Here is a 25301-nt window from a genome sequence, read left to right on the forward strand (position 1 = left end):
GTTCCGTTTTCGGTAAAAGGGAGGGATGTTGAATCGCGGGAAAATTTAAGTGATTGTGTTCATAGGATCACTTAGAAGCAGCCCTGGTCATGCGATCGTTCACGGAAGCCCCAACGCCTTCTTCAGGGAGTAATTGGGCGATGATGAGGTCGAGGCCGAGTTCGTCAAGTTCGTGCATCATACCGTAGAGTTTTGAGGCTGCCTCCCGGGCGTCTCCTTCCGGGGAGAGAATTCGGTACAGGGCATGTGCGGGGGGGGTGTCCGGATCGCCGAAATACAGGATCCCCAGTTTTTTACCGGGGTGTTTTTCTACCTCTTCCTGTACATTGGTCGTCACGGTAAACGGCGTTCTTGGGGAATAATGCTTTTTAAACATTCCCGGTGCTACGACCACCTTTCCGGGGGTGTTGCCCATTTCAACGGGTCTGCCCAGAACCTTCTCGAGCTCTTCTCTGGCGGTAGTCCCCAACCTGTAGATCGTTGGTGTGCCTCGCTCAAAGCCCACAATGGTCGATTCTATGCCCCTGGTGCAATGACCACCATCAAGGATAAAAGGTGCTTTATCGCCTAAGGAGTTCTTTACGTGTTCGGGTCGGGTCGGACTAATATGGTTCGAGCGGTTTGCACTGGGTGCTACCAATGGGAAGTCAAGCTTACGCAACAATTCAAGGGTAAGCTCATGGTCGGGGATGCGCACAGCAACGGTAGTCTTTCCCGCAGTGACCTTATCAGAAATATGCGGAGCTTTTTCCAGTACCATGGTCAACGGCCCGGGCCAGAAATGTTCGGCCAGGGTATAGGCCATATCCGGGATGTTTCTCGCGATCTCCGGCAATTGGTCGATCGAATGGATGTGGACGATAAGCGGATTGGTAGACGGACGGTTCTTGGTCTCGAAGATCTTCGCCACAGCTTCATTAGAAAAGGCATTGGCGGCCAGTCCGTAAACCGTCTCGGTCGGGATGGCAACCAGCTCGCCCTGCTTTAGGAGGGTTGCTGCTTTTTCGATGTCTGACATATTTTCCACTACCTGTTTTTATTTCACGAACGGTGTTCGGGGCATGTATACTTCAGCAAAGATACTTCACTCCGGTCGTTATCAAACAGCAAAGTTTCTAATTTATACGCCCTTTTTGAGAAATGCGAAAGGAAGGTGTTTGCAAATCTTCGGCTGTAAAAATTGTGAATATCAGGGCCTTGCGTTATTTTTAAGAAGTTTCCTGACCCCACTCCTTCCGCAATACCCTTATCTACAGGACCTGTGAAGCATAAATGTGCAAGATGAAAAGAAGAGAGTTTAATAAGAATGCGGTTCTGGGACTTTTCGGGGCAACAGCGCTGACATCAGGATGCGAATCTGCATTTCTTCCGGATCCCGGACCCCGGATCAAGGTGAACACTCCGCCGGTATCGACCGATCTAAGTGAGCGTATGTACACCAAAGCTTTGGAGCTCACCAAGGCTAAGGTGCGCGGGGGCGTCAGTGAACCCTTTTTTAAAAAGCCTTTCGTCGATGCCGCCTTTTCCGATAACATCTTCCTTTGGGATACCTGTTTTATCGTCTGTTTCGCCAAGTACCATTTGGATACCCTGCCTGTGTATCAGGCCCTGAATAATTTTTATGACCGCATGGATCCCGATGGATTTATCTGCAGGGAATACCGCAGCGATGGCAGGCCGCTTTGGTCAAAAGACCATCCCGTATCTATTAATCCGCCCTTGCTCGCTTTTGCCGATGACCCCGATTATAAGGGTTGGGGCGATTACTGGCTGGGCGGGGTCTGGCCGCCTACAACCTATATGGTGTTGAAGGGATTAACGGCCTATGGCAAACACGAACTGGCTTACGACCTCGCCGTGAAGACCTACACTGCTGTGGCAGCGGTGTTCGAGGCTAACGGCACCTTCTGGGAAAATTACGTCCCCGATCTGATCGCCTATGGCATGCCTTCCAAAAAGGATTTTTGCGGGTGGACAGGGCTGGTGCCAGTGGCCATATACAGGGAATACCTGGCGGAGACTCAGGATAGTTAAATTCATCTAATGCGATGACAATACATTGTAATTCAGTAAATTGAATTTTTAAAATTTAAATGATGAAACGAAGATTATCGATCATAGGGGTGGTGATGTTCACTGCGTTGGTGGCCTGTAATTCAAAGAATGCTGAAAAGTCAGCTCAGGAACCTGAGGCCGTTATTTATCACAACGGGGATATCCTGACCATGGAAGGCCCAACTCCTGTTTATGCAGAGGCCCTGGTGGAAAGGGAGGGTAAGATCGCCTTTGTGGGCAGTGCTGAAGAGGCCAAGGCCAATTTTGGAAGCCATGCGCAGTGGGTAGATCTGGACGGTAAAACCTTGTTGCCCGGGTTTATTGACGGCCATGGCCATATGTACAACACCGGATTGCTGAGTCAGGCGGCCAACGTGCTGTCCCCGCCTGATGGTGCCGGAGGCAGTTTTGATGAGCTGGTAAATGCCGTTAAGGCATGGGCAGATAGCGACGATGGCAAGTTCCTGGTGGGAAAAATGGGATGGATCATTGCCAACGGGTATGACGATTCACAGCTTCAGGAAAAACAACACCCTACCAAAGATGTACTGGACAGGATAAGCACCGAGGTTCCCGTGGTGGTCATTCACCAATCCGGCCACCTGGCGTGTGTGAATACCAAGGCTCTTGAAGTGGTGGGGTATTCCAAAGCCACAGGGGAGATCGAAGGCGGAGTCATGCGCAGGGACAGCAACGGGGAACCCAATGGCGTTCTGGAGGAAGCGGCTTTCTTTAATGCCTTACTACCCATCATCATGGAAAAGACCGATGCCGAGCTCCAGCAGAAGAGTGTTCAGCGCGGACAGGAGCAATACGCGGGTTACGGGTATACCACGGCTCAGGACGGACGCAGTACTGCCGATGTTACTTCGGCCTTTGAGAAGGCTGCCGCCGGGAATCAGTTCTTTATCGATGTGGTGGCCTATCCGGACCTGATCTGGAATAAGGAGGCGGTAACTCCGGATTTTTACAAGCCCGACCGCAGTTATACGAACCACTATCGCATAGGGGGGGTAAAACTCACCCTGGATGGTTCGCCTCAGGGAAAAACCGCCTGGCTATCGAAATGTTACCACGTAAACCCTGAAGGAAAGGAAGGCTGCTATACGGGATATCCTATTCTTCCGGATGAAAAGGCTATCGAATACGTGACCACGGCCTTTGAAAACCAATGGCAGATCCTGGCACATACCAATGGCGATGCGGCCATCGACCAGCTGATCAAAGCGGTGGATGCGGCCCAAAGTACCCATGGGTATCCCGATCACCGCACGGTGATGATCCACGGACAAACACTGAGGAAGGACCAGATCCCCGATCTGGTTCGCCTGGAGATCCTGCCTTCTTTGTTTCCCATGCACACCTTCTATTGGGGTGACTGGCATAGGGAATCGGTGCTCGGGGAAGAACGGGCTGCCTATATTTCCCCTTCCAGGGATGTAGTTGATGCAGGGATGACCATGACCTCCCATCACGATGCTCCGGTGACCTTTCCCAATTCGTTAAGGGTACTGGATGCTACAGTGAACCGGGTAACGCGCAGCGGATTCATTCTTGGACCCGATCAGCGATTGACTCCTTATGAAGGACTTAAATCGCTTACCGAATGGTCGGCCATTCAGCATTTCGAAGAGGATAGTAAGGGGACGCTTACCGAGGGTAAATTAGCTGATCTGGTGATCCTGAATAGGAATCCGTTGAAAGTGGATCCGATGAAGATCAACGAGATCAAAGTATTGGAAACCATAAAAGAAGGAAAAACCGTGTATAAGAATGAAAATGCCCTGGGTGGGTGGAATACAACCAAAGTAGAAGGCGATGTGAAAGAAGCTTTGGACTATGCTTTGGGAGCCGTAAGGCCTAATGCGGAGCTCAGGGAGGTGCTACGTGCAAAGAAACAGGTGGTCAGGGGATTGAACTACGATCTGGTCTTCATCCTGGAGAACGGGGAAACCTGGAATGTCACCGTTTACAGGGACCTGGATGGGAATTTAAGTGTGACGAAGAAATCAAAGACACCTGTGCCCGGAGGATGGTCGGCTACAGAGATCACTCCGGAAGTAGAGGAGGCTGTAGATTTTGTGCTTTCCCGAATGAACAATGCCTCACCGCTAAAAGAGATCCTGTCGGCCGAACGTCAGGTGGTCAAAGGCATGAACTACCTGGTGACCTTTGCCCTGGAGAATAATAGTGAATGGACGGCCAGGGTGCATCGCGATCTGGACGGGTCCTTCACGATGCTGGAGCAGGCGAAGCAAAGACAGTAAAAGGCAGGGCCTGGTGGTAAACCGGCGTGCATTTAAATTTTATCATTGCCGTAAGGGTTGGGGTTTTATTTCCTAACACTGGTTGAGGTATGGGGGCAGATTAAACTTTACAGGAGGCCGCTCTTTTCAAGGGAAGTCCGAAGCTTCTTCTGATTTTCCCAAAACCGGTCATGGATCTGCTGAATGGTGGTCTGATATTCGGGATGCTGTTGCAGGCCTTTGATCAGCGGGTCTTTTTCGAGGAATAACAGGATCCAGTATTTGTAATGGTCACGGGTGGCGAAGGCCTTGAGCTGTTCCATAGCCTCTTCTGTTTTCCCCTGGTAGAGATAGAGAAAGGCCGTACTGGCACTTTTGTAAATGGATGCGTCAGCAGCACAGTAGTCCGCGTACCGGTCGACAAATTCCTTAGCTTCTGCTTTCAGCCCCATCTTTTCGTAGACGATACCGATCTTAAGGTCTTCGTGCGGATAAATGGTCAGGCCCCGGGACTTTCGGAGCTCAGTGAATTTTTTATAGTAGGGGAAGGCACCTTCATAATCTCCCTGAAAATAGTACAGCTTGCCTACCTCCTGCATGAGGTCCAGGCGGGTAGTGTCTTTCTTGAATTCCCGGATCAATGTATTTTTTGCCCGCTCCAGATCCTCATCCTTCGCATACTGAATAAACGCTTTCAGGTAGGGCGCATAGTAATTGTTCGGGTCGAAGTCTGTGCATCGGCCCATATAGGTCATGGCCTCTTCTGTGAATCCGCTTTGCGCCAGGGCATCGCTAAGGCCCAAATAGATATAACTTTGGGTGATGGAATCGTTCACTCCGATCTCCAGTTGGGAGCCCATCAGGGCGTATTTCAGGTATTTGGCGGTATCGGGAAGGTAATTGTTGTAAATGCTGGAAAGTACCTGCACCACGGCAGCCGAATTCGGGTTGTATTCCAGGGCTTTCTCTAGGTGAGGGACGGCCAGGCGGTATTCTCCCGTATGGATGTAATAAAGGGCCTTTGCGATCAGGCTCAGGTCCGACCGGGAGTCGTAAAGCAATGCCTTATCGGCATTTTTATTGATGCGTTCGGTGTACTGTTTTTGTTGGCGGTTGATATCCAGGAAATAATAGGAAATGGCCAGATCGGCATAGGCCATAGCGAATTTCGGATCCTCACTGATCGCCTTTTCAAACAGGGGGATGGCTTTTTCCAGTCCTTCCTCCGTACGGGACTGATAGGGATCCAAGGCCTGCAGGTAGTAATCGTAGGCTGCCAGATTGTCGGTAGGGCGTTTTTCGATCTGTTCGAGCTCGGCAGGGGTGATCACGGCCTCGATGGCTTTGGCGATCTTTTGGGCCACATCGTTCTGCAATTCAAAGATGTCGACCACCTCCCGGTCGTATTGTTCGGTCCACAGGGGTGTGTCATTAGCAGCATCGACCAGTTGTATATTGAGCAGCACTCGCTTCCCGATCTTTTGTCCGCTCCCTTCCACGAGGTAGTTCACCTGCAGTTCTTTGGCAATATCGGGGATGCTTTTGTCGGTTTTCCGGTATTTCTCTACCGAGGTGCGGCTCACCACCCGAAGGTCTTCGATCTTCTGCAGGTTGTTCAGTGCCGAAGCCATGAGTCCGTTCACAAAATACAGGTTGGTCGAATCGGCACTTTCATTCTTAAAGGGAAGTACCGCGATCGACCGATCAACTTTTATTTCGATGCCTTTTTCCTTTTCCTGAAACAGTAAAAAGTAGGCTAAGGCCCCGATAAGGAGTAGGGCCGGAAGCGGTAGCCATAGGTATTTCTTTCTGGAAGGGACTTCTTCTTGTTTAGGGGCAACAGTGTTAGGTCGGGTACTTTCCTCGACCACTTCCTCTAGAGTTTCTTTTTGTTCCTCAAGTGCTCCTGGAGGAAAACCATAGTGTTCCCGGAAGCATTTGATAAAATAGGACGGACTGCCAAATCCGACCTTGAAAGAAACCTCAGAGACCGTCATCGATCCCTCTTTGAGCAGGGGTAAGCTTTCTTGCAGGCGCACCTGGCGAATGAACTGGCTTGCAGACAATCCGGTTTCTTTTTTGATCTTCCGCAACAGGTTCGACCGACTCATATGCAGGGCTTCCGCAAGTTCGGAAACACCGAAGTTCTCGTTGCCTAAATGCTCCTGAAGAATGGTTTCAGTTTGTGAAAGAAATGCCGATCGATGCGAAGAAGTATGGGTCATGCTGTTGTTTGGAGCTTCTAAATTAGAAAATTGCGGGCACATATGCCCTATTCCACCATCCCTTTATTTACCGTGTTCCGCATGCGTTTTGCGTCATAATTTATATCCCTGCGCCATAGTTTTCAAGGGCTGTTGAAACTTGATAGCTTCCTCTGCATAGGTCATAGGTGCTGCGTCATGGTTAGCCCCAACTTTGTAGTAACAAAAACAAATGTTAAACCTTTAAATAAAAAGATCATGAAAACTTTAAAGATCAAATCACGAATCGCCACAGGAATCCTGACCCTGGGACTCTTAATGTTCACTGCCTGCGGACAGCAAGGCGAAAAGTCCGTAGAACGAACCGCCGGTGGGAGCGCAGCCCTGTCGGAAGTAAAAGCACCGAAGGTCGGACTGCAGGAGGCGGTCCTTACCGATAACCTTGAGGCGGTAAGGCAGCATATTGTAGCCGGAACGAATATCGACGAGAGGGACGCCCTGAGTGGATCGACCCCCTTGATCACTGCCGCGAGCTTTAATAAGAAGGAGATCGCCGAGGCGCTTATCGATGCCGGGGCCGACCTCGAAGTCAAGAATAATGACGGGGCCACCGCCCTCCATACGGCCGCCTTTTTCTGCAGGGTAGAGATCGTACAACTGCTTATGGATGCCGGGGCAAATCTTCAGGCTAAGAATGCCTTTGGAGCCACCCCGAGGGAATCGGTTATGGGAGCTTTTGACGAGGTGAAACCTATTTACGAGATGCTTCAGCAACAACTGGCACCTTTCGGGATGCAATTCGACCTGAATGAGATCGAAAAAACACGTCCGGTAATCGCCGTGATGTTACAATAGTCAATCTTAAAAAACAAGGATCATGAAAACGAACAGAAGATACGATATCGATTGGCTGCGGGTCATTGCCATTGGCCTGCTGCTGCTCTATCACATCGCCATAGTATTTCAACCCTGGGCCACCTTTATCGGCTTTATCAGGAGTGACGAACTCCTGGAGGGATTGTGGAAACCCATGACCATGCTCAACGTCTGGCGTATTCCGTTCTTGTTCTATGTTTCCGGGATGGGCGTATTTTTCGCCATCCGCAAACGCAACTGGAAGCAGCTGCTTTCAGAACGTGCCCGCAGGATCCTGCTGCCCTTCGTCTTCGGATTTGCAGCGATTACCCCCCTGCACATCCTGTTGTTCCAGAAATACTACCATATGCCCCTGTCGTATTATCCGCATGCAGGCCACCTGTGGTTCCTGGGGAATATTTTTGCGTATGTAGTAGTGCTGTCACCGTTGTTCTTCCGGATGAAGAAAAGTGCGGACAGCAAGTGGGTCAAAGGGCTGGCACGCATCATGAGGAATCCGCTGGGGCCCTTATCGGTAACGGTGTTCTTTATCGCTGAGATCATGCTTGTAAAACCCCAGTTGTTTGCGATGTATGCAGAGACCTGGCACGGCTTCTTCCTGGGGTTGCTGGCCTTCTTTTTCGGCTTTGTCTTCATGCTTAGCGGGAATACGTTTTGGGAGACCGTACGCAAATGGCGTTGGGGGTACTTCGCATTGGCCGCTGTATTGTTCGGGGTGCGCTATGCGCTATATGCCACCGAAGCTCCGGGCTACCTGATGGCTGTCGAATCCAACAGCTGGATCTTTTGGGTGTTCGGCACGGGGTATACATACCTTAACAGGCCCGGTGCTGTACTTAGCTACCTGAGCGAAGCGGCTTATCCGGTGTATATTTTGCATATGTTCGTGCTCTACGCCGGTACCATGCTTATTTTGCCTACGGAAATTCCCGCCATCCTGCAATTTGTCGCCATTAGCGCATTTACCTTTGCCGGGTGTTTTCTGATCTACGAGCTGGTGGTAAAAAGGGTATCATTTTTAAGGCCGCTGTTCGGATTAAAACCGAGACTGAAAAAGGAGGTAAAGCTGATATCGACCATAGCCGAGGTATAGCGTAGCATGGAACCTGAGTGCTTAAAGGGAATGAAATAAGCACATCAAGATCAATAAGTGTAGGAATAATAGGTATTTTTAAAAAAATAATAATCGTATGGCCTTCTGAAACCCGCTTTCAGGTGGAAGCGATCTCAGACAAAGGGCCATGCCGGTTTCTCCCGAAAATAGGAATCATAATGGATCAAAAAACCAAAAAACGCATCTTTCAGGTTGCACTCTTTCTGGGTACAGCCATCTCCATGTTCTTTGTACCCTGGCTATTGGTCAAGGCGTGGATACTCCCGCTGCCGGATACGGTACAGGAGCAGCTGGATCAGGCTGTTGGTCACGGATTTGAAGGCGTGATCGTTTATGTGGATCAGGCAGGCCAACCTCCGCAGTACTACGCTTCGGGGTGGCATGACCGGGAAGCCAAGATCCCCGCCGATGCGCATGCACTGTTTAAGATCGCCAGTATGGATAAGTTGTATACGGCCGTAGTGATCACTAAACTGGCAGCCCAACAACGTGTGGAGCTGGATAAACCGATCATTGCGTATTTCCCGGAGTTCAAAGGGAAAATCGCAAACGCAGATAAGATCACGGTGAGGATGCTCGTTCAACATCGCAGCGGACTCCCAAATGTTACCGACACTCCAAACTTCTGGACCGATCCTCCAAAAAGCAGTCAGGAATCCCTGGAGCGCATTTTCGGCATACCGGTCAGGTTTGACCCGGGCGAGAAGTACGAGTACTGCAATACGAATTATCTGCTCTTGTCCATGTTGATCGAAAAGATCACCGGAAAGCCTAAATATGAGATGATCAGGGAAGGTATCCTGGAGCCCCTTGGGTTAAAGAATACCTATGGATCCATTCACGATATTGATATGGATAGATTGATGAGCGGGTATTATGTCGGGGTAGACGAAGATATTAAAACTACCGATTACGGTGCCATGGTGGCTACTGCCGAAGATGTGGGCATCTTTATTCGGGCATTGAATACAGGTGTCTTACTCACCCCGGAAGAGCAGGAATTGTATGCCTCCCTTTATGCATACGAGCACGGCGGACTCATTCCCGGGTACCAAAGCCTGGCAGCTTATGATAAAGAGAGCGATGCGGTGATCGTTCAGTTTATGAACACTACCGATTTTGAAGGATATCAATGGAACCTGTCACAGATCGTTTTTGGGCGCATAGAAAAGATCGTAGCCAGGTCGGGGGCTGAGTGAGGTGGAGGCTTAAAAGTCGTAGATCCCTGTAACAACACCTGCGGTTACTCGTCATCATAAGACACTAACCTAAGGATCGACATATGACTTCACAAAAAGACGATCGCTCATCATTGACCGATACGCCCGTAAGCACTAAATTAAAACTGGCCTCCCTGTGGACGGCCCTGATGTTTCTCTACATCTATGCCGATTATTTTAGGCTGATGACCCCGGGGAAACTGGAAAAGATGATGGAACTAAAAACGCCCATGGGACCTACAACCCCGGAGCTACTGATCATTTTTTCTTCGATCCTGATCGTACCGGCACTGATGATCTTTCTTTCGGTTTTTCTGAAACCACTATTCAATAAATGGCTCAATATCACCATAGCACTTCTGTATGCTGCCATCTCTATTCTGATCATCGTATCCGGTATGGGCGATGCCTGGCAGACCTTTTTTGTGCTGTTCAATGGTATCGAACTGCTGGTTCTGGGGATCATCCTGTACCAGGCATGGACATGGCCGCGAAACTAAAATGCGTAGATTGTAGTAAATATTAAGGCATAAAAATGAACCACACTCCCCGACTTAAGTTCACTGTAAAAAGAGTTGTATTATTATTCGTTGCGCTGGTTTTTACAGCCGGCTGTTCCTTCCCGACCCGGGAATCCGCTCACTCAGGGAGTCAGACAGCTAAAGCGGATTGTCATACCCCCGGGGATGGAGATAGAAGGAAGGTGGCATTGGAGCATGGGATTCGCGGACAGGTGCGGTTCGTGGACACACCTGAACAGTTAAGTACCATCCGGGATAAAATGTCGGAATATAAGATTCCGGCCCTTTCCCTTGCCGTTATTGAAGCAGGTGAAATTGCATGGGCTGACCTGTACCGGGATACCACACTTTCAAAAGGGCATCAGCTGGATTGTAACAGCATTTTTCAGGCAGCATCCTTATCTAAACCGGTAACTTTTTTAGCCGCCTTGCGCATGCAAGATGCCGGAGCGATCGATCTGGATGAAGATATTCAGAAGTACCTGAAGAGTTTCAACTTGCCGGAGGGTGAACAAACAGCAGATAATCCGGTGACCTTTCGCAATATCTTCGCTCATACCTCAGGGATCACTCCCGGGGGGTATCAGGGGTATCTTAAGGAAGTGCCTTTTCCTTCAGACCAGGATGTGTTGAAAGGTGCTGAGGGAGTGAATTCCCCCGCTATTTCGGTGGTGTCGCCGCCAAACGAATTACTGGCGTATTCCGGTGGCGGATATACCCTGGCGGAGGTTGCCCTCCAGGATCATTTTGGCAAGGAATTCTCTGAGATCATGAAAGAATGGATCCTTGACCCTGTTGGAATGAAGCATTCTGAATTCACCCAACCGTTACCCGAATCGGAGTATGAACGTGTAGCGAAGGGGCATACCGCAAATGGAGAAATGATCGCCGGAGGCTGGCATAACCATCCTGAGCAGGCAGCGGCAGGGCTTTGGAGTAATGCCGGAGATATGGCTAAGTTTCTTATTGAACTCTATAAAGGATACCAGGGAGAGAGCGAGGTGTTTTCAAAGGAGGATATTCTGAAGATCTTAAAGGAGGAACGCGACGGACTTGTTTACGGATTCATCATCAACCGGAACGGCGATGACCTGGCGGTCACCCATTATGGAGGGAATGCCGGTTACCGTACCGGAATGACCATAAGCCTGACCACCGGGAAAGGATTGGTCTACCTCAGTAATTCCGACAGCGGGGGAGCCCTTGGTAACGAGTTGCTTTTGTCTGCCTCCCGGATCTACGGTTGGAAGCATTTCGAGCAGATCAGCTTTGAGCAAACACAGGTAGAGCCGATGGTTTTAAAGGGACTCGAAGGCAGGTACCTCTGGGATGATCAAGTAGCGCTTTCAGTAGCCCTGGATGACAATGAGGGACGTATAGCTTTATTTTTCCCCAATGGCGACGCCTATAAACTCACGCCTGTTGTAGGGGAGGATCTGGATTTTGTTCATCCGGGTACAGGAGTTACCGTTGCCTTTAAAAAAGATGATGATCACCGGTCTTTCACCCTCTATGGGCGAACCGCCGTTAAACTTGATTCGTTGTAGCATCGGGTTGAGGCCGATCCTCCTGAAGCCGCTTGCAACAAAAATCGAGCAGAACGATAGCCCTGCGTAAATAAACTAAAACCGTAAAAAAGAATAGCCATGATGAATAACCAACCAAAAGAACTGATCAAAACCGCAAGAGTCGCCGGGATCTGGTACCTGCTTATGGCCATTTCAGGTATTGTTGGATTTTTGATCCTGCACTCCAAGGTGTACAACGCCGACCCACAGCAAACCTTGAACAACCTGATGGAGGCAACTTCTATGGCCCGGCTGCGACTGCTCATGGAATTTATGATCATCTTATCTCAGGCCCTTACCGCGGTGTGGTTCTATAAACTATTTAAAGACATCAATAACACCGCTGCCCTCGCTACCGGAATATGGGGTACGGTCAATACGGTGATCATTACGGTGAGTGCCATTGCCATGGCAGCTGCCATTAAGATCGCTCTTTCGGATCATCCGGAAGCCGATAAGGTCTTGGTCATCGACCTGCTCACCAACCTGATCCGGGGAGCCTGGGGTGTTGGCGGACTCTTTTTCGGGATGTGGCTGCTTCCGTTGGGATATATCGTGACCAGTTCCGGAAGAATGCCTGTTTGGCTGGGGCGGACTCTCATTTTGGGAGGTGTAGGTTACCTCCTGAGTACTTTTATTGCCTACGCCGGAGTTTCCGGATCGTGGGAGAGTAGCCTGACCATTCCTGCTACCATCGGAGAGTTCTGGATGATCGGGTATTTACTGATCTTTGGAATACGTCCTGAAAAAGAATAATGGAATGAATACAGAAGATCACTACAGGGAAACTCATGCTACCTGGGACAGTATAGCCGGTCCCTATGAGGAGCTGTTTATGGATCTGCCGATCTACGATCAAACCTATGTGCAGTTTTGTGAGCTTTTGCCTCATGCCAAAGCATCGGTACTGGAATTGGGATGCGGCCCGGGGAATATTGCCCGGCGCCTGTTGGAAATACATCCCGACCTGGATATCCTGGCCACCGATGTGGCACAGAACATGATCGACCTGGCCAGGAAGAACAATCCCTCGATCAGGACGCAATTATTAGACTGTCGGTATTTGGATAGCCTTAGCGGGTCATTTGATGGGGTCGTTTGCGGATTCACCATTCCCTATCTTGCTGCTGAAGATGTGGCTAACCTGATCGCGCATTGCAGCAGGTTGTTGAATCCCCGGGGTGTATTGTATCTGAGTTTTGTGCCGGGGTCGAATGACCGCTCCGGATTTATTTCCGGGAGTACCGGACAGCGCACCTATTTTTATTACCACGACCGGGAGACGGTAAAAGAGCAGCTCATACAAAATGGCTTTAACAGGATCACTGAGGAGGAGATTATTTATGAAAGAGCAGGAGGGGCGATTGAAACTCACCTTGTTGTGCATGCTCAAAAAAATACCCTTTAAGCTATCCGAATAACTTTTACTTTTCGATCATGATGAAGTACTTAGCATGATTGCGTATATTGTAGCGTCATAGAAACATTGTTTCAGGAAGAACTCTTGACCTGCAGCTTCCTTTGGTTAGCGGTCGAGGAATTGTATAGCATAAATGAAATACTTCTCCATACATCTGTATCGAAAAATGCTCAATTGCGCCATCGCAGAGGGCATGTCGCGGGAAGATTTTACGGACCTGCCTACCCCCATTAACGCTATGGATCATTTGCAGGTGGTCGCAGCCGAAGAATTTCTTTCCCTCCATGAGCTTCTCGATGAAAAACTGGGACCCGGATTTGGTGTAAGGGTCGGACAGCAAATGAAGATCGACGATTACGGGGTGTTGGGTTTGTCATGGCGAACCTGCTCTTGGGTAGGAGAGATCTTTGAAAGGAGTGAGCGCTATTTTAAATTGCTCTCGAATACCTTTGCCTGGACGATACGCGAGGAGGGTGATATTTCCCGGATCTTACTGAACAGAGAAGCCCATCGCAGGGGTATGGAGTTGTCTACAGAAGCCAGCTTGTCGGCTACGGTCGTGGTACTCCAGGCGATGACTGAGAAAGAAATCCTTCCTGTTGAGGTGACCTTTAAACACGGTCCGCCAATAGACCTTTCCAGCTTTACCCGTGCTTTTAAATGTGCTGTACGCTTCAATGAGCCGCAGTACAGTATTAGTTATCAAACTGCAGATCTGAAACTTAGGACAGCCAAGGCCGATGCCAGTATAAACCATTACTTATTAAAACAGGTCGATGAGAAAACCAAAGGGATCAAAATTCCCGGGAATAGTCTTCTTCGCGATGTAGAAGCCCTGATCCGGGACGGCCTCCCTACAGGTATACCGAGTGTAGATCATATCAGTGATCTGCTGGCGATGAGCAAAAGAACCCTGACCCGTCGACTGTCGGACGAAGGTGTAACCTATCGCGACCTGATCAGAAAAGCTCAGGAGGCTATCGCGAAAGAAAAACTAAGGGAAGCCGAACTTAGTATAGGAGAGATCGCCTTCCTCACCGGGTTTTCCGAACAAAGCGCCTTCAACCGCGCCTTCAAGAAATGGACGGGCCAGACACCCACCGACCTCCGCAAGAACAGCTAGATCTTCCAATTGGCGTAAAATGTCAAATCATTGACCAATAGGGTCAAAAATCAAAGCCTTTATCCTCAGACCTTTGCTTCATCAAAGTAATAAACTAATGATGACGTTAGCACTGGTTAAAATGATCACCGTATTCATAACCTCCCTGGTTACCCTGAGTGCCGCTCCGCAATTACAGGATCCCATCCGGGGAGAAAATCAGATCGTAGCCTCTTTCTATGAGGAAACTCCGGAAGTGTTTTCCATTTTAGACCATAAGTGTAATGTATGTCATAAAAGACGCAATCGAAGACGTGTCTTTACCCCGGAAAATATGGGGAGTTATAAAAACGAAATATACACGCAGGTATTTGTAAAGAAAAGGATGCCTAAGGGCAACAGCATACGGCTTACTACTAAAGAACAACAAGAATTACTAACGTGGATAAGCTCCACCAAAATTGAACGTCATGGAATTTAATTTTAAACTCAGCGTATTACTTATTGGGATTCTGTTCACCGGATTAACAGCGGGCTTGTGTTTTACCTGGTCCAATGCGATAACTCCCGGAATAGGACGGTTGGATGACCTCACTTTTCTGAGATCGTTCCAGGCCATGAACCGGGCCATTATCAATCCTTCCTTTTTAGCGGTATTCTTTATGCCGGCTTTGTTGCTGTTCGCTAACGCCTACCTGTATCGAAATGCCGACCCTAAGGTGTTCTGGTCTTTTTTGATCGCAGCGATACTGTTCTTCGTAGGTATTGGATTGATCACGGTCTTTAAGAATGTACCCCTCAATGAACTCCTTGAACATACTGTGCTGGAAGAACTCACCGATATCCGCTTAAAGGAATTAAGGACAAAGTTTGAAGCTCCGTGGAATCGCTGGCATATGATGCGCACGATCAGTTCCACAACGGCATTTCTGTTATTGATCATCGGACTGATCTATACAAAATAGAACAGCCATTTTCAAAAGATCACAGAACAAATCGTTTCAAAAGAATTTTATAAAGACTTCAGAAAGCTGGAGTACCATACTCATCAATTAAATACCATAAATTATGAAAACAGAGAACATTTTAATTATCGGAGGAACCGGGAAGACCGGTAGTCGAGTAGCGCAAAATTTAAGAAGAGAAGGTCACAACGTAAGGGTCGTGGGAAGAAGAACGGTCCCGGCATTCGATTGGGAACACCCGGAAACCTACGATGCTGCTTTAATTGGGATCGACAGGGCATATATCGTTTACTACCCGGATCTTGCGGTGCCCGGAGCGAGAGACGCGATCAGCACCCTTACAGCGAAAGCCCTGAAAGCAGGTTTGGAGAAAGTGGTCTTACTCTCGGGGAAAGGGGAGAAAGAAGCCGAGGCTTGTGAGGCAATTGTTGCCCATTCAGGACTTAACTATACCCTGGTGCGAGCTTCCTGGTTCAATCAGAACTTTAGTGAGGGGGCCTTTTTGGAATCGGTGCTTAACGGCGCGGTTGCTCTTCCTATGCCGGAGGCGGAGATCCCGTTTGTCGATGCCGATGATATTGCCGATGTGGTAACCAAGGTATTGGTAGACGATAGTTACAACGGTCAAACCATTACGGTAACAGGTCCGGAAAAATTAACTTTTAAGGAAGTGGTAGGTATGATGGCAGAAGCTTCCGGGAAAGACATCGCATACATCCCTGTTTCCATAGAAGATTTTAAGCAGGGTATGCGGGATGCCGGCCTTCCCGATGACTATGTTTGGTTATTCGGCTACCTGTTTAAAGACGTATTGGGGAATCCGGAAAATCAGGAGGTGTCGGATGATGTCGCTAAGGTGTTGGGCAGACCACCTGTCTCATTTGAAAGCTATGCCGAAAAGGTTGCAGCCACGGGACTCTGGAATACCCCGGTCACCGCAAAATAATAACTGGTTTAACCCACTCCTCCTTACCTCATTACTCCTGAGGTTTGGGGGAGTCGTTTAAATGTCACACCTTTATGCAAACAACAATAAATAAAGGCTCATGACAGGCCCGGATAAAAACACAAAATTCCCGCTGGAGCATTACAACAGGCTCTGCTTTTTAAAGAACGTGGTTAAGAATCCGAACATCATCGTTGGGGATTACACCTATTACGACGACTTTGAGAATGTGGAAAATTTTGAGAAGAACGTCAAATACCACTTTGATTTTACGGGCGATAAACTGATCATCGGGAAGTTTTGTATGATCGCTTCAGATGTGAAGTTTATTATGAATGGGGCCAATCATTTAACTGAGGCCATATCGACCTATCCCTTTGCCATTTTCGGCAACGGCTGGGAAAACGCCATGGAAGGAAAGTCGTATCCGTCAAAAGGAGACATTAATATTGGCAATGATGTGTGGATAGGCTATAACGCCACCATCATGGCGGGGGTCACCATAGGCGACGGGGCTATTATTGCCACCAATGCCACGGTAGTCAAAGACGTTGCGCCCTATACCGTTGTTGGGGGCAATCCGGCCCGGGAAATTAAAAAACGCTTTTCGCCCGAGGTCATCGAAAGACTCCTGGAACTGCAGTGGTGGGACTGGGATATCGAAAAGATCAGCAGAAATGTGCAACATCTTACGGGGAATGATCTAGATAAGATCGTAGAATAACCCGGGCATAGCTACCCGGCTGTTGGCTTGCCGCGGTCTTGAAGCAAATAACCTCACTATCGCTCGTCGTCACGAGATCCCTTATCAGAAGTCCGATGGAACCTGGAAATTCATGTGGTGGTTATAGCCCGTAAACTGTAGAGCATCATCGATATCTTTTGAATCCAAAGAACCATAGGGTATTAAATGATCTCAGTAATCCAGGGTAAAAAGGATATTTATTGTAATCCGGACGACTCGGGAGAAGGGTGATTTCACTACCGCTTTAACGAACTTTGTTTTTCAGGGTGCCTTATTAAACACAGACCTGGAGAAAATAAACCAGCTTTTCCCCTGGTCGGTAGTGCCTTCAACCAAATGTGTGAACGAGCGTTCTGTTATGTCTTTGTATGTTAATCGAAAGTGCAGGTGTTTACCGTCTTCAGTTTTAACAGGGAGGTCTGAGCTTAGATTGTCAAATACCAGCGCATTGTTCGTCCACCCACCTAGGTAAATATCCATAAGGCCATATTCTTTATCCATGGCCGAGAGCTTGAACTTTTTGGCCTTGCTGTCAAATCCTATAAAGGTGATCATGTTGATCGTTCCAAAGGGAGTTAGAAATTTGGTCCTTTCAGAAACAAACCTACCATCGTGCTCCAATGCCCCCGTAGATTTTGTGGTTCCGAGAAGCTTCCATGTATCGTTCTCCCGGGCAAAATTACGTACTTCCCAGGTGCCGGATAAAAAATGCAACGATGCAGTAGTATCTGTTTCAGTCTGTGCGTAGGTGCCGGAAGTGAATGCCATACACACCAGGATGGCTGTGATATGTACCATTTGGTGTAATTGTTTCATAATGCAGGTGTCTTTAATTTGCAATAGCTCGTATGACGAAGGTACCCTAAGTTGATCTTTACAGGGTTCTGATATTTGAAAGATCGTAAATTAGAACCATATGTTGGTTGCGGATCGGTGGGAGTGTTCTTGAATTATTCATATTAGTTTTATACTTTGCCCACCCTATGGGGGTTCTCAATACATTACAAATAATCGCTGCCTTTAATTTTTTCCTGATAGGGTCGCTCATCTTGCTGAATAAGAAAGTAGTTACCTATAGCGTAAAATTGCTAGGGGTATTCCTGGTCGCTAAGGGAATTACCCTGTTCACCAATTTGGTGTACATCATGCAATGGCCGGTTCCCCGAGCATTGGTCCTGATCCTATCTTCGGCTCTGTTCGTATATGCACCATTTTTGTACTTCTTTGCACGCTACCTGGTGCACAGAACCGTGGTAGACCTGCGTAAAGACTGGCTTCATTTTATACCCTTTGGCGCGTATCTCTTATTCAACCTTATCCAGGCCGTTGCCCCTTTTCAAAGTATGGTTGCCGATTATGTGATCACAGCGTCGTACTACCTGCAGGCGGTGACCTATACCCTGTTTGCCTTCAGGCTTATGCATAATAAGGGCGATAACTCCAAAAGTCACTATTGGTTAAAGAACCTCTTATTGTCGTTTCTGGTGGTTTGGTTCATGTTCCTCTTTGAGGTTGTTTTCGGCTTAGCGGGGAATGCGGACATGGCCTTGTTGTTTAAAACCCTGGGGGTACTAAGTATTTTAATACTCGCCAACCTCACCCTGGTTATTGCGATCTATTCTCCGGAACTCTTTTTTAAAGGATTGCGGGTGATCAAAAAGGCGAATGTTGAGAATGCGATAGTGACGGAAGGCAACTATAATCGCATGTTGTCTTTAATAGCAGAGAAGGCCCTTTATACCGATCCTCAGTTAAAATTGGCCGACCTTGCCAATGCCATGGGACTCTCGGAGCGCAATACCTCATTGATCATTAAAACATTCCACAAGGGGAATTTTCCCGATTTCCTGAACTCCTTTAGGATAGAGGAGGCCAAAAGGCTGTTCGTTGAGAAGCAAGACGAGCTTACCATTTCAGAAGTGCTGTACGATGTCGGATTTAACAGTAAATCTGTTTTTAATACCCTTTTTAAAAAGAAGGTGGGCATGACCCCTACCCAGTTCAAAAAAAGTCACGCCGAACGATACTCCGCGAGCTGACCTTTTTTTCTGTTTCATTTGTTAAGGCCTGTTAAATACAGGTTCGGATAACCGCTTTTACGATAATCCGAACCCTGTAACCTGCTGTTGCTCATAGTTTAGCCGTCAAATCAATATAAAAATGAAACTTATGAACTTTATGATGTATGGACTCATCTCCATGTTATTACTGATCACCTGTGCCGATAAGCAGGTGGCAAAACCGGAAGTGTTTCGGTTTGGCCAAAGCCTGGCGGAAATTAAAGAACGGGTAGCCGCTTTTAGCGATTCAGTTACCGTACGTCCGGAGGAAGAACTTCAACTACCAACTGCCAGAAAGTCTCAGGCCCAACTGGATGTTTACGGATTTATGTTTGCCGGGAAAAAGCGACATGTAGAGCTCATCTTTGCCGATGATCAACTGGACGTGGTTTGGATATTAACTGATGCTGAAGAAGAAAAACGATTTATCGACGCACTGAAAAAACAGTTTGGGGAACCAACCCATAAGAACGACATGTTCACCTTTTTTATTGATGATGGGGTAGCTGTAAGAAATCAGCCCCACGAGGTGTTGTTCATTTCCGAGCGATTAAAAGCCCCTTATAAACAATGGTTAAACGGTCAGGGATGAAAAGGGTAATGTTTTATATACCACTGTTTTTGCTTGCAATTTTATCGGTAGGTTGCACAAGTGGTAAGGGCCCTTTTGCTGCTTATTCCGATGCAGTATCTCCTGAGAAATTAGGGGCCGGAACCTTTTCTGCAGATGGGGTGCAGTGGAACAATGTTTACGTTGCCCAAACTGGGGAATGGTATTTTACAAAAATGGAAGCCTCTGCCTCTGTGATCCATAAGATGAATGAGGAGAACGGCACCTTCAGTCCTTCGGAAGCCCTGCCGTTTCCCGCCGGATCGCCCCACTCTGATGTATATGTGAATGAAGAAGGCAATACGATGTTGTTTTCTTCCCTTATGCCGGAGCATGCACAGGATACGGTTACAGATTGGAATATCTGGATGTCGAAGCGGAAAGATGGTAGTTGGACCGCTCCAAAGCCTTTTTTTGATAAGCCAGTAGAGGGGAATCAGTTTTACCCGTGGCTTACCGACAGTGGCAACCTCTATTTTGCGATCACCCCTCATGGGTCTTCGAACAGTGACCTCTATGTCGCCCCCTATGTTAACGGGGAATATAAGGCTCCGCGAGCACTGACCTCGGTGAATTCAGAACACCTGGAAGGCGATGCCTTCGTGGCCCCCGATGAATCGTATATGATCTTCGCAGCCTTTGACAGGCAGCAAAACCTGGGGAGATCAGACCTGTTCATCAGTTTTCGCAAGAAAGGCAGCTGGTCGGCCCCGGTCTGGTTGGGCGAAACCATCAACTCTGAAGGATACGACGGGAGTCCGTTCGTAACTAAAGATGGCCGCTTCCTCATCTTTACGAGCAGCAGGGGGAGTACAGATGAGAACACCTTCTTTAATCATTATATCATACCGCTGGAGATAGATAAATACCGATCCAAATGATCATAGTTCATCCTTAGTTCAGAGAATTACAAAATGCGGCTCCTGCCTCGGTTAGGACGGGGTGGATCGAGGCAAGGTCTCGAGACGGGATGGGTTGTTCTCAGCTCGAATAAAACGGCTCGTAAAACACGACTAAAATGGTTCTGATTCGTGATTCAGCAAAGATCAGAACCCCTGGATCAGGCAGACCGGCTAGGTTTGCTTCAACATCATAAATCCTAAAAAACGAACGAATATGAAAGTCATACAACTTATCACAGCCCTGATCATAACGCTTTTTACTCAGCAATTACTTCAGGCACAACACACCGAATATTACAGGCATCTGGTATTCAGGGAGAGTCCGTATGCAGACCTTAGGGGAATCCACCAGATCGATAAAGCCAAGGCAGAGGCCGAAGCCCATTATCGGTTCGTATACGACGAGGAAGAGCAACTCATTGAAGTGTCTCATCGCATAGGCGATGACGTTATTGCGAACAACAATAACTGGGACAGCTTTATGTGGTTCAGTCCGAAAGTGACCATACAGTACACTTCGGGTGAAGAGGTTCGTGAGTATTACGACCACCTCGGTCAGCAGATCGCAGCGCATGGTAATGTGTACCGGGCTGTATTTAAAAAAGACCCACAAGGCAGAAGAACAGCGATGCGATTTTACGATGAAAAGGGACAACCTTCAGAAAGTGAATGGGGCATTCACCGCTACCAATGGACGCAGCACACCGGGGAGTCGGTCATGGAAGAACGCTTCGATCTAAATGGAGAACCCAAGACCATCCGACCTGAATTCACCTTCTATACCGTGCAATTGGTGTATGGGGACGACGACTACCTGGATTTTATCTATCACCTGGACGAGAACGGCGAGTTGATCAATAATACCATGAAGGCGGGCCTCGATCGCATTGTATACGACAATGAGGGGAATTTTTCGCGCTGGATGGTCTTCGATAAGGACAGGAAACCGGTAGAAGGCAATGCCCCCGGATTCGCCATCGGGGAGCACCTGTACGACTGCAGGGGGAATAAGGTAGGACTAAGGGGATTTGATGTGGAAGGGAACCTGAAAGCCTTCCCCTCGGGAGGGGCAAGGGTAGTGAACACCTATGACCGGTTTAATAATCAAACCGAAGTGAAGGTGTATGACCTGGCCGGAGCATTGTTGCAAAGGGTAGGCTACGAATATAGTGCCGATGGCAGGCGACTGGAATGGATCCGGTTTTTAGATGCCGAGGGTAACCTGGTCGACGATCCGCGGTCAAACTTAGCAGCGATACACCTTACGTATTCCGAAGATGGTCGCGTTGCCTCCAGGGTGCGTTATAACGCCGAATTGCAAGAGATCAAAGAAATCTAATCAAAAACGATGATACTTATGAATACAATGAAAAAAAGCAGGCTGCTGCTTCTGATCACCCTTATGTGCGTTACCTCTGTGGCTGCTCAGCAATCTTTTGATTTCGCAAAAAATCAAATAAAGGTATGGGAGCTGGCCAGATCAAGAACTATTGAAGTGGCTAATGCCATGCCGGAAGGCAGCTATAATTATAGCCCGGTAGCAGGAGTGATGAGTTTCGGACAGCAAATGACACATATGGCCAATAGTCTGCTTTCCATGCACACACGATTTATAAAAGGAGCAAGATACCAGGGTAGGGAAAAGGACGCTTCAAAAATGAACAAGCAGCAAATTATCCAAGCCCTTGATCAGGCGTTCACTACCGTAATTGAAGATATGCAAACGCTGTCTGATGCCGATCTGAAAGCCACTGGTAAAATGCACGGTGCTTTTCCGTTAACCAAGTGGCAATCCCTTTTATTTATGCGGGATCATATTACCAATCACAGGGCTAAGGCTGTTGTATACCTGCGTCTAAATAATATTATGCCCCCGGCTTATGGATTCAATTAATATCGGTAACATGTTCGTAAAATGTATTGCATTAGCGCTCATCGCGACATTGTTTACAGCATGCTCTGGCGATGGTGAAGTGTATGTGATCTCTGAACAAGATAAAAAGGAGATCGAAGCGCTTAAAAGGAGTATCCCGCTGGTACTGGCCGAACAGGGTTGGGAGGCCTACGAATCGCTCTTTTCCGAAAATTATCAGAACTGGCATATGATGAGCGATGAGGTGCGTAAGCGGGATGAATTCCTGCAGTCGGTAAGGCAATGGTATGAGGCGGGCAACAGGGCTACAGATAGCGAGGTGGCGTCTATCGCCTTTATTCCCCTGGCAAAAAATAAGGTCATGTACCTCCACAAGCAGGTGGAAACCTTTGACCTTGCCCATGATGAAGAGAGCACTTCTCGGGATATCCGATTTTTAGGGGTTTTTGTAAAGGAAAAAGAGGAGTGGAAGGTGGAGTTTACCGCATTTATGGATGCCCATTGAGATAGCTGTCCGTAGTGGATTTTTGAAGAACAAAATTTTGAAGTATGAAGAATACCCTATGGGTTATAGGCGTTTTTTACCTTTTCACCTGTAATGGGCAAGAGGAGCGGCACCATGCAGCGCAAGGCGGTGCGGTGGAATACTATACCAAGCTTGCCGGGATCATATCCCCTTACCTGGAATTCAAAGGAAGGGGGCAGATCACCGGGGAAGAGACTGTAAGATTATCGCATTATGAATTCACCTATGGCCCTCAGGGAGAATTGCGGTCCATCCGGTTTTTTGAGGAAAATGAACCGGGCAATAACAGTTATTACGGCACCCATGAAGTTCGATATACCTATGGGACTGGGCAACGGGTGCGAACGTATTACGATGCCAACGGCAATAAGGCCACAACTTACAGGCATTATTATTCCGGGGGAAACATTCATAAGGAGGTGTTTACGACCGATGATGGTGACCGCACTTCATTAGTGTTCCTGGATACACTGGGCGATCAGGTGGCAACCGGGATGGGGACGTACAGGATGGAGTTCCAAAGATGCAATGAGAGGCACTTTATTCAGGAGCAATTTAAAAAGGACGGGACTCCCAATATCCTCACGACCTATTTCCCATTGTACCGCACGGAGATCAGGACCAACGAATCAGGCTTTTTAAGGTCGATCGTAAATCTGGATAAGAACGGTGCGGTTGCAAAGAGTGAGCAGGCAGGGTATGCGCGGGTGGTATTTGACTTTGATGCCTATGGTAATGAACTGGGTTGGTCCTTTCATGGTATTGATAACAACCTGTCTGATCGGAAAGCGGCATTTGATATGGATTTTGGATTTGCAAAAGTAGTTTACGAGTTCCAATGGAAAGATAAAAAGCTAGGACTTCACCATGGGTTTAAAGAGTTCTATTACGACGAACAAAATGAGCCCGTAGAAAATAACAGGGGAGTGCATCGCATTGCATACGTTTACGACGACCATGGTAATTTTCTCCGCAGTGTAGCCTATGACCTCGGGGGTAGGGAAGTGGAATAAATGGACTTCAGATCGGGGTTGTGAGGAGTCCCAGTCCTAATTGATCTGATGATGGGGGCTTGTATTAGCCGTGTTTTAAGACCTTACTTTTCTTCCCAAAGGCAATAAGCACCAAACCGATAATGGTAACGAGTCCGCCGATTAGCGCTATGTGCTCCGGAAACTGTCCGAAATAGAGGTAGGCGCCCAGTAAAACGAATAGTCCCTTGGTGCTGGTAATAATGGCCCGTTGGGACAAAGGGATATACTGCAGGGCCAGGTAGCTGGAGATCACCGTTAAGAACGGACCCAGGGTGGCGCCGATGGCTATATTGGTAAGCGGTTTAATGCCTATAACCAGAGATTCTCCCGTATACCACAACGCCAGGATGGAAAAGGTGAGGAGGAATAAACTGCGATTGGTAGTGATCACAATGGGGTCGATGTGTTTAATGTTCTTCTTTATGATCACTGCGCTCACTGCAGAAAAGGCACTCGCGTAGATCACGTATTGCGCCCCTTCCATAAACATATCCTTAAAAGCAGCATTCCCTTTATAGCTGATGATAAATGCACCGAGAAGGGCGAGTAGCATCCCGAAAAACTCCATACGGTTAAAGCGTTCTTTCAAGAACAGAAAACTTAATGATATCACGAATACCGGCGATATGTTTCCAATGAAGGAGGTGATCGCCGGATTGGAAATGGTGTATATGGCCTTAAAGAAAAAATAAGAGCTGGCGATCTCTATAGCCCCTAAAAGCAGGAGTATTCGGGTGTGGTCTTTTGCGAACAAGGTAACCGAACGGAAGGTGCGTTGGGTACAACCGTAGATAAAGATCCATAACAAGCCAAAGCTAAACCAGTACACTCCGAACTGTGGCAGGGACACTTCCATAAGGGCGGCCTTGGAGAAAATGTAGACGTTCGATACCGCGATGACCGATACTAAAGCCAGCAGAACACCTTTGAAAGTTGAGGAGATATTCATTATATAAAGATACTTCCGGATGAGTTTAATGAGCGTAACATTTGTTGCAAATGGGTTTGCTTCACATAAAGGCTCCTGGGGTCGGGTAGATCTTTTTACCGATGAGGATGTGCTTTTTTCTTTTTTTTTGCGAGTTTATCGTTGTGATTTAAAGCAGGTTAGCTTACATTTAAAAAGATGCCTGTTCGAGGGTGTTTCAGGCTGCCGTCCTACCGATCCGGGGCAAGAACAAATAAGATCGCGAATTCCTGACCATGATAAGTCGCAGCGTACATAAATGTATACCTTCCGTCTTTTTTACCGGGCAGTCCCGTTATACCCGGGGCAGGACCCGATCGGGGGGGCTGATGTCCTTCGAACATTTA

At 47.9% G+C, this 25301-nt stretch carries 25 protein-coding genes; 21 read left to right on the forward strand and 4 right to left on the reverse strand.

Features of this window, described 5'->3' with window-relative positions; all coding sequences use genetic code 11:
* Positions 1-67: 67 nt before the first annotated feature.
* Complete coding sequence (locus IS446_RS04370) at positions 68-1018, reverse strand: L-threonylcarbamoyladenylate synthase (RefSeq protein ID WP_203058771.1); 951 nt, start codon at positions 1016-1018, stop codon at positions 68-70.
* A gap of 263 nt (positions 1019-1281) precedes the next feature.
* Between IS446_RS04370 and IS446_RS04375 the strand changes: the two genes are divergently transcribed.
* A complete protein-coding gene (locus IS446_RS04375) occupies positions 1282-2034 on the forward strand; it encodes an MGH1-like glycoside hydrolase domain-containing protein (protein ID WP_203058772.1) in 753 nt (250 codons plus the stop codon).
* 62 nt (positions 2035-2096) lie between these two features.
* Positions 2097-4322, forward strand: a complete 2226-nt coding sequence (locus IS446_RS04380) for an amidohydrolase family protein (RefSeq protein WP_235996396.1) — start codon at positions 2097-2099, stop codon at positions 4320-4322.
* A 107-nt stretch (positions 4323-4429) separates the two neighbouring features.
* On the opposite strand, the gene IS446_RS04385 is transcribed toward IS446_RS04380, so the two are convergent.
* The gene (locus tag IS446_RS04385) at positions 4430-6526 is read right to left on the reverse strand and encodes a helix-turn-helix domain-containing protein (protein WP_203058774.1); all 2097 of its coding nucleotides are present in this window, start codon (positions 6524-6526) and stop codon (positions 4430-4432) included.
* A 237-nt stretch (positions 6527-6763) separates the two neighbouring features.
* On the opposite strand from IS446_RS04385, the gene IS446_RS04390 reads away from it, so the two are divergent.
* The 12 genes from IS446_RS04390 (at position 6764) to IS446_RS04445 (ending at position 16961) form a co-directional block, all read left to right on the forward strand.
* Complete coding sequence (locus tag IS446_RS04390; protein WP_203058775.1) at positions 6764-7360, forward strand: ankyrin repeat domain-containing protein; 597 nt, start codon at positions 6764-6766, stop codon at positions 7358-7360.
* Positions 7361-7382: 22 nt separating this feature from the next.
* The gene (locus IS446_RS04395) at positions 7383-8474 is read left to right on the forward strand and encodes an acyltransferase family protein (RefSeq protein WP_203058776.1); all 1092 of its coding nucleotides are present in this window, start codon (positions 7383-7385) and stop codon (positions 8472-8474) included.
* Between the two features lie 179 nt (positions 8475-8653).
* Complete coding sequence (locus tag IS446_RS04400; RefSeq protein WP_203058777.1) at positions 8654-9694, forward strand: serine hydrolase domain-containing protein; 1041 nt, start codon at positions 8654-8656, stop codon at positions 9692-9694.
* An 83-nt stretch (positions 9695-9777) separates the two neighbouring features.
* A complete protein-coding gene (locus IS446_RS04405) occupies positions 9778-10215 on the forward strand; it encodes a DUF6326 family protein (RefSeq protein WP_203058778.1) in 438 nt (145 codons plus the stop codon).
* 35 nt (positions 10216-10250) lie between these two features.
* Positions 10251-11783: a serine hydrolase domain-containing protein gene (locus IS446_RS04410; RefSeq protein WP_262896239.1), complete on the forward strand. Its 1533-nt coding sequence runs from the start codon at positions 10251-10253 to the stop codon at positions 11781-11783.
* Between the two features lie 99 nt (positions 11784-11882).
* Positions 11883-12560, forward strand: a complete 678-nt coding sequence (locus IS446_RS04415; RefSeq protein WP_235996397.1) for a DUF4386 domain-containing protein — start codon at positions 11883-11885, stop codon at positions 12558-12560.
* Between the two features lie 4 nt (positions 12561-12564).
* Entirely contained in the window at positions 12565-13212 is a 648-nt protein-coding gene (locus IS446_RS04420; RefSeq protein WP_203058780.1) for a class I SAM-dependent DNA methyltransferase, read from the forward strand.
* A 145-nt stretch (positions 13213-13357) separates the two neighbouring features.
* A complete protein-coding gene (locus IS446_RS04425) occupies positions 13358-14347 on the forward strand; it encodes a helix-turn-helix domain-containing protein (protein WP_203058781.1) in 990 nt (329 codons plus the stop codon).
* Positions 14348-14444: 97 nt separating this feature from the next.
* Positions 14445-14807 (forward strand): hypothetical protein, encoded by a 363-nt coding sequence (locus IS446_RS04430; protein WP_203058782.1) that lies wholly within the window; start codon positions 14445-14447, stop codon positions 14805-14807.
* Positions 14797-15291 (forward strand): anthrone oxygenase family protein, encoded by a 495-nt coding sequence (locus tag IS446_RS04435; RefSeq protein ID WP_203058783.1) that lies wholly within the window; start codon positions 14797-14799, stop codon positions 15289-15291. Before IS446_RS04430 ends, IS446_RS04435 begins: the two co-directional genes overlap by 11 nt.
* A 103-nt stretch (positions 15292-15394) precedes the next feature.
* Positions 15395-16237: an NmrA family NAD(P)-binding protein gene (locus tag IS446_RS04440; protein ID WP_203058784.1), complete on the forward strand. Its 843-nt coding sequence runs from the start codon at positions 15395-15397 to the stop codon at positions 16235-16237.
* Between the two features lie 100 nt (positions 16238-16337).
* Positions 16338-16961, forward strand: coding sequence for a CatB-related O-acetyltransferase (locus IS446_RS04445; protein ID WP_203058785.1), 624 nt, complete (start codon positions 16338-16340; stop codon positions 16959-16961).
* A gap of 282 nt (positions 16962-17243) precedes the next feature.
* Here IS446_RS04445 and IS446_RS04450 read toward each other — a convergent pair whose 3' ends face one another.
* Positions 17244-17798, reverse strand: a complete 555-nt coding sequence (locus IS446_RS04450; RefSeq protein ID WP_203058786.1) for a DUF1579 family protein — start codon at positions 17796-17798, stop codon at positions 17244-17246.
* 167 nt (positions 17799-17965) lie between these two features.
* On the opposite strand from IS446_RS04450, the gene IS446_RS04455 reads away from it, so the two are divergent.
* From IS446_RS04455 to IS446_RS04485, 7 genes are all read left to right on the forward strand, one after another.
* Positions 17966-19021 (forward strand): helix-turn-helix domain-containing protein, encoded by a 1056-nt coding sequence (locus IS446_RS04455; RefSeq protein ID WP_203058787.1) that lies wholly within the window; start codon positions 17966-17968, stop codon positions 19019-19021.
* Positions 19022-19142: 121 nt separating this feature from the next.
* Positions 19143-19634: a hypothetical protein gene (locus tag IS446_RS04460; RefSeq protein ID WP_203058788.1), complete on the forward strand. Its 492-nt coding sequence runs from the start codon at positions 19143-19145 to the stop codon at positions 19632-19634.
* Positions 19635-19663: 29 nt separating this feature from the next.
* The gene (locus IS446_RS04465; RefSeq protein ID WP_203058789.1) at positions 19664-20533 is read left to right on the forward strand and encodes a TolB-like translocation protein; all 870 of its coding nucleotides are present in this window, start codon (positions 19664-19666) and stop codon (positions 20531-20533) included.
* Positions 20534-20768: 235 nt separating this feature from the next.
* A complete protein-coding gene (locus IS446_RS04470; protein WP_203058790.1) occupies positions 20769-21893 on the forward strand; it encodes a hypothetical protein in 1125 nt (374 codons plus the stop codon).
* Between the two features lie 18 nt (positions 21894-21911).
* Complete coding sequence (locus tag IS446_RS04475; protein ID WP_203058791.1) at positions 21912-22448, forward strand: DinB family protein; 537 nt, start codon at positions 21912-21914, stop codon at positions 22446-22448.
* Between the two features lie 10 nt (positions 22449-22458).
* Positions 22459-22932, forward strand: a complete 474-nt coding sequence (locus IS446_RS04480; protein ID WP_203058792.1) for a nuclear transport factor 2 family protein — start codon at positions 22459-22461, stop codon at positions 22930-22932.
* A 44-nt stretch (positions 22933-22976) separates the two neighbouring features.
* The gene (locus IS446_RS04485) at positions 22977-23966 is read left to right on the forward strand and encodes a hypothetical protein (RefSeq protein ID WP_203058793.1); all 990 of its coding nucleotides are present in this window, start codon (positions 22977-22979) and stop codon (positions 23964-23966) included.
* Between the two features lie 64 nt (positions 23967-24030).
* Here IS446_RS04485 and IS446_RS04490 read toward each other — a convergent pair whose 3' ends face one another.
* Positions 24031-24936 carry a DMT family transporter gene (locus tag IS446_RS04490; RefSeq protein WP_203058794.1) on the reverse strand — a complete coding sequence of 302 codons (906 nt, stop codon included), beginning with the start codon at positions 24934-24936 and terminating at the stop codon, positions 24031-24033.
* Positions 24937-25301 lie beyond the last annotated feature (365 nt).

It is taken from the genome of Robertkochia sediminum, assembly GCF_016786255.1.
GTDB classification, from domain to species: Bacteria; Bacteroidota; Bacteroidia; order Flavobacteriales; family Flavobacteriaceae; genus Robertkochia; species Robertkochia sediminum.

Excerpts from the sequence above, each read along its gene's own strand:
- IS446_RS04380 (WP_235996396.1), top strand. The coding sequence starts at position 2,097 with ATGAAACGAAGATTATCGATCATAGGGGTGGTGATGTTCACTGCGTTG.
- IS446_RS04420 (WP_203058780.1), top strand. The coding sequence starts at position 12,565 with ATGAATACAGAAGATCACTACAGGGAAACTCATGCTACCTGGGACAGT.
- IS446_RS04385 (WP_203058774.1), bottom strand. The coding sequence starts at position 6,526 with ATGACCCATACTTCTTCGCATCGATCGGCATTTCTTTCACAAACTGAA.
- IS446_RS04450 (WP_203058786.1), bottom strand. The coding sequence starts at position 17,798 with ATGAAACAATTACACCAAATGGTACATATCACAGCCATCCTGGTGTGT.
- IS446_RS04415 (WP_235996397.1), top strand. The coding sequence starts at position 11,883 with ATGATGAATAACCAACCAAAAGAACTGATCAAAACCGCAAGAGTCGCC.
- IS446_RS04410 (WP_262896239.1), top strand. The coding sequence starts at position 10,251 with ATGAACCACACTCCCCGACTTAAGTTCACTGTAAAAAGAGTTGTATTA.
- IS446_RS04390 (WP_203058775.1), top strand. The coding sequence starts at position 6,764 with ATGAAAACTTTAAAGATCAAATCACGAATCGCCACAGGAATCCTGACC.
- IS446_RS04370 (WP_203058771.1), bottom strand. The coding sequence starts at position 1,018 with ATGTCAGACATCGAAAAAGCAGCAACCCTCCTAAAGCAGGGCGAGCTG.
- IS446_RS04395 (WP_203058776.1), top strand. The coding sequence starts at position 7,383 with ATGAAAACGAACAGAAGATACGATATCGATTGGCTGCGGGTCATTGCC.
- IS446_RS04480 (WP_203058792.1), top strand. The coding sequence starts at position 22,459 with ATGTTCGTAAAATGTATTGCATTAGCGCTCATCGCGACATTGTTTACA.
- IS446_RS04460 (WP_203058788.1), top strand. The coding sequence starts at position 19,143 with ATGAAACTTATGAACTTTATGATGTATGGACTCATCTCCATGTTATTA.
- IS446_RS04405 (WP_203058778.1), top strand. The coding sequence starts at position 9,778 with ATGACTTCACAAAAAGACGATCGCTCATCATTGACCGATACGCCCGTA.
- IS446_RS04485 (WP_203058793.1), top strand. The coding sequence starts at position 22,977 with ATGAAGAATACCCTATGGGTTATAGGCGTTTTTTACCTTTTCACCTGT.
- IS446_RS04400 (WP_203058777.1), top strand. The coding sequence starts at position 8,654 with ATGGATCAAAAAACCAAAAAACGCATCTTTCAGGTTGCACTCTTTCTG.
- IS446_RS04375 (WP_203058772.1), top strand. The coding sequence starts at position 1,282 with ATGAAAAGAAGAGAGTTTAATAAGAATGCGGTTCTGGGACTTTTCGGG.
- IS446_RS04430 (WP_203058782.1), top strand. The coding sequence starts at position 14,445 with ATGATGACGTTAGCACTGGTTAAAATGATCACCGTATTCATAACCTCC.
- IS446_RS04445 (WP_203058785.1), top strand. The coding sequence starts at position 16,338 with ATGACAGGCCCGGATAAAAACACAAAATTCCCGCTGGAGCATTACAAC.
- IS446_RS04435 (WP_203058783.1), top strand. The coding sequence starts at position 14,797 with ATGGAATTTAATTTTAAACTCAGCGTATTACTTATTGGGATTCTGTTC.
- IS446_RS04425 (WP_203058781.1), top strand. The coding sequence starts at position 13,358 with ATGAAATACTTCTCCATACATCTGTATCGAAAAATGCTCAATTGCGCC.
- IS446_RS04470 (WP_203058790.1), top strand. The coding sequence starts at position 20,769 with ATGAAAGTCATACAACTTATCACAGCCCTGATCATAACGCTTTTTACT.
- IS446_RS04440 (WP_203058784.1), top strand. The coding sequence starts at position 15,395 with ATGAAAACAGAGAACATTTTAATTATCGGAGGAACCGGGAAGACCGGT.
- IS446_RS04490 (WP_203058794.1), bottom strand. The coding sequence starts at position 24,936 with ATGAATATCTCCTCAACTTTCAAAGGTGTTCTGCTGGCTTTAGTATCG.
- IS446_RS04455 (WP_203058787.1), top strand. The coding sequence starts at position 17,966 with ATGGGGGTTCTCAATACATTACAAATAATCGCTGCCTTTAATTTTTTC.
- IS446_RS04475 (WP_203058791.1), top strand. The coding sequence starts at position 21,912 with ATGAATACAATGAAAAAAAGCAGGCTGCTGCTTCTGATCACCCTTATG.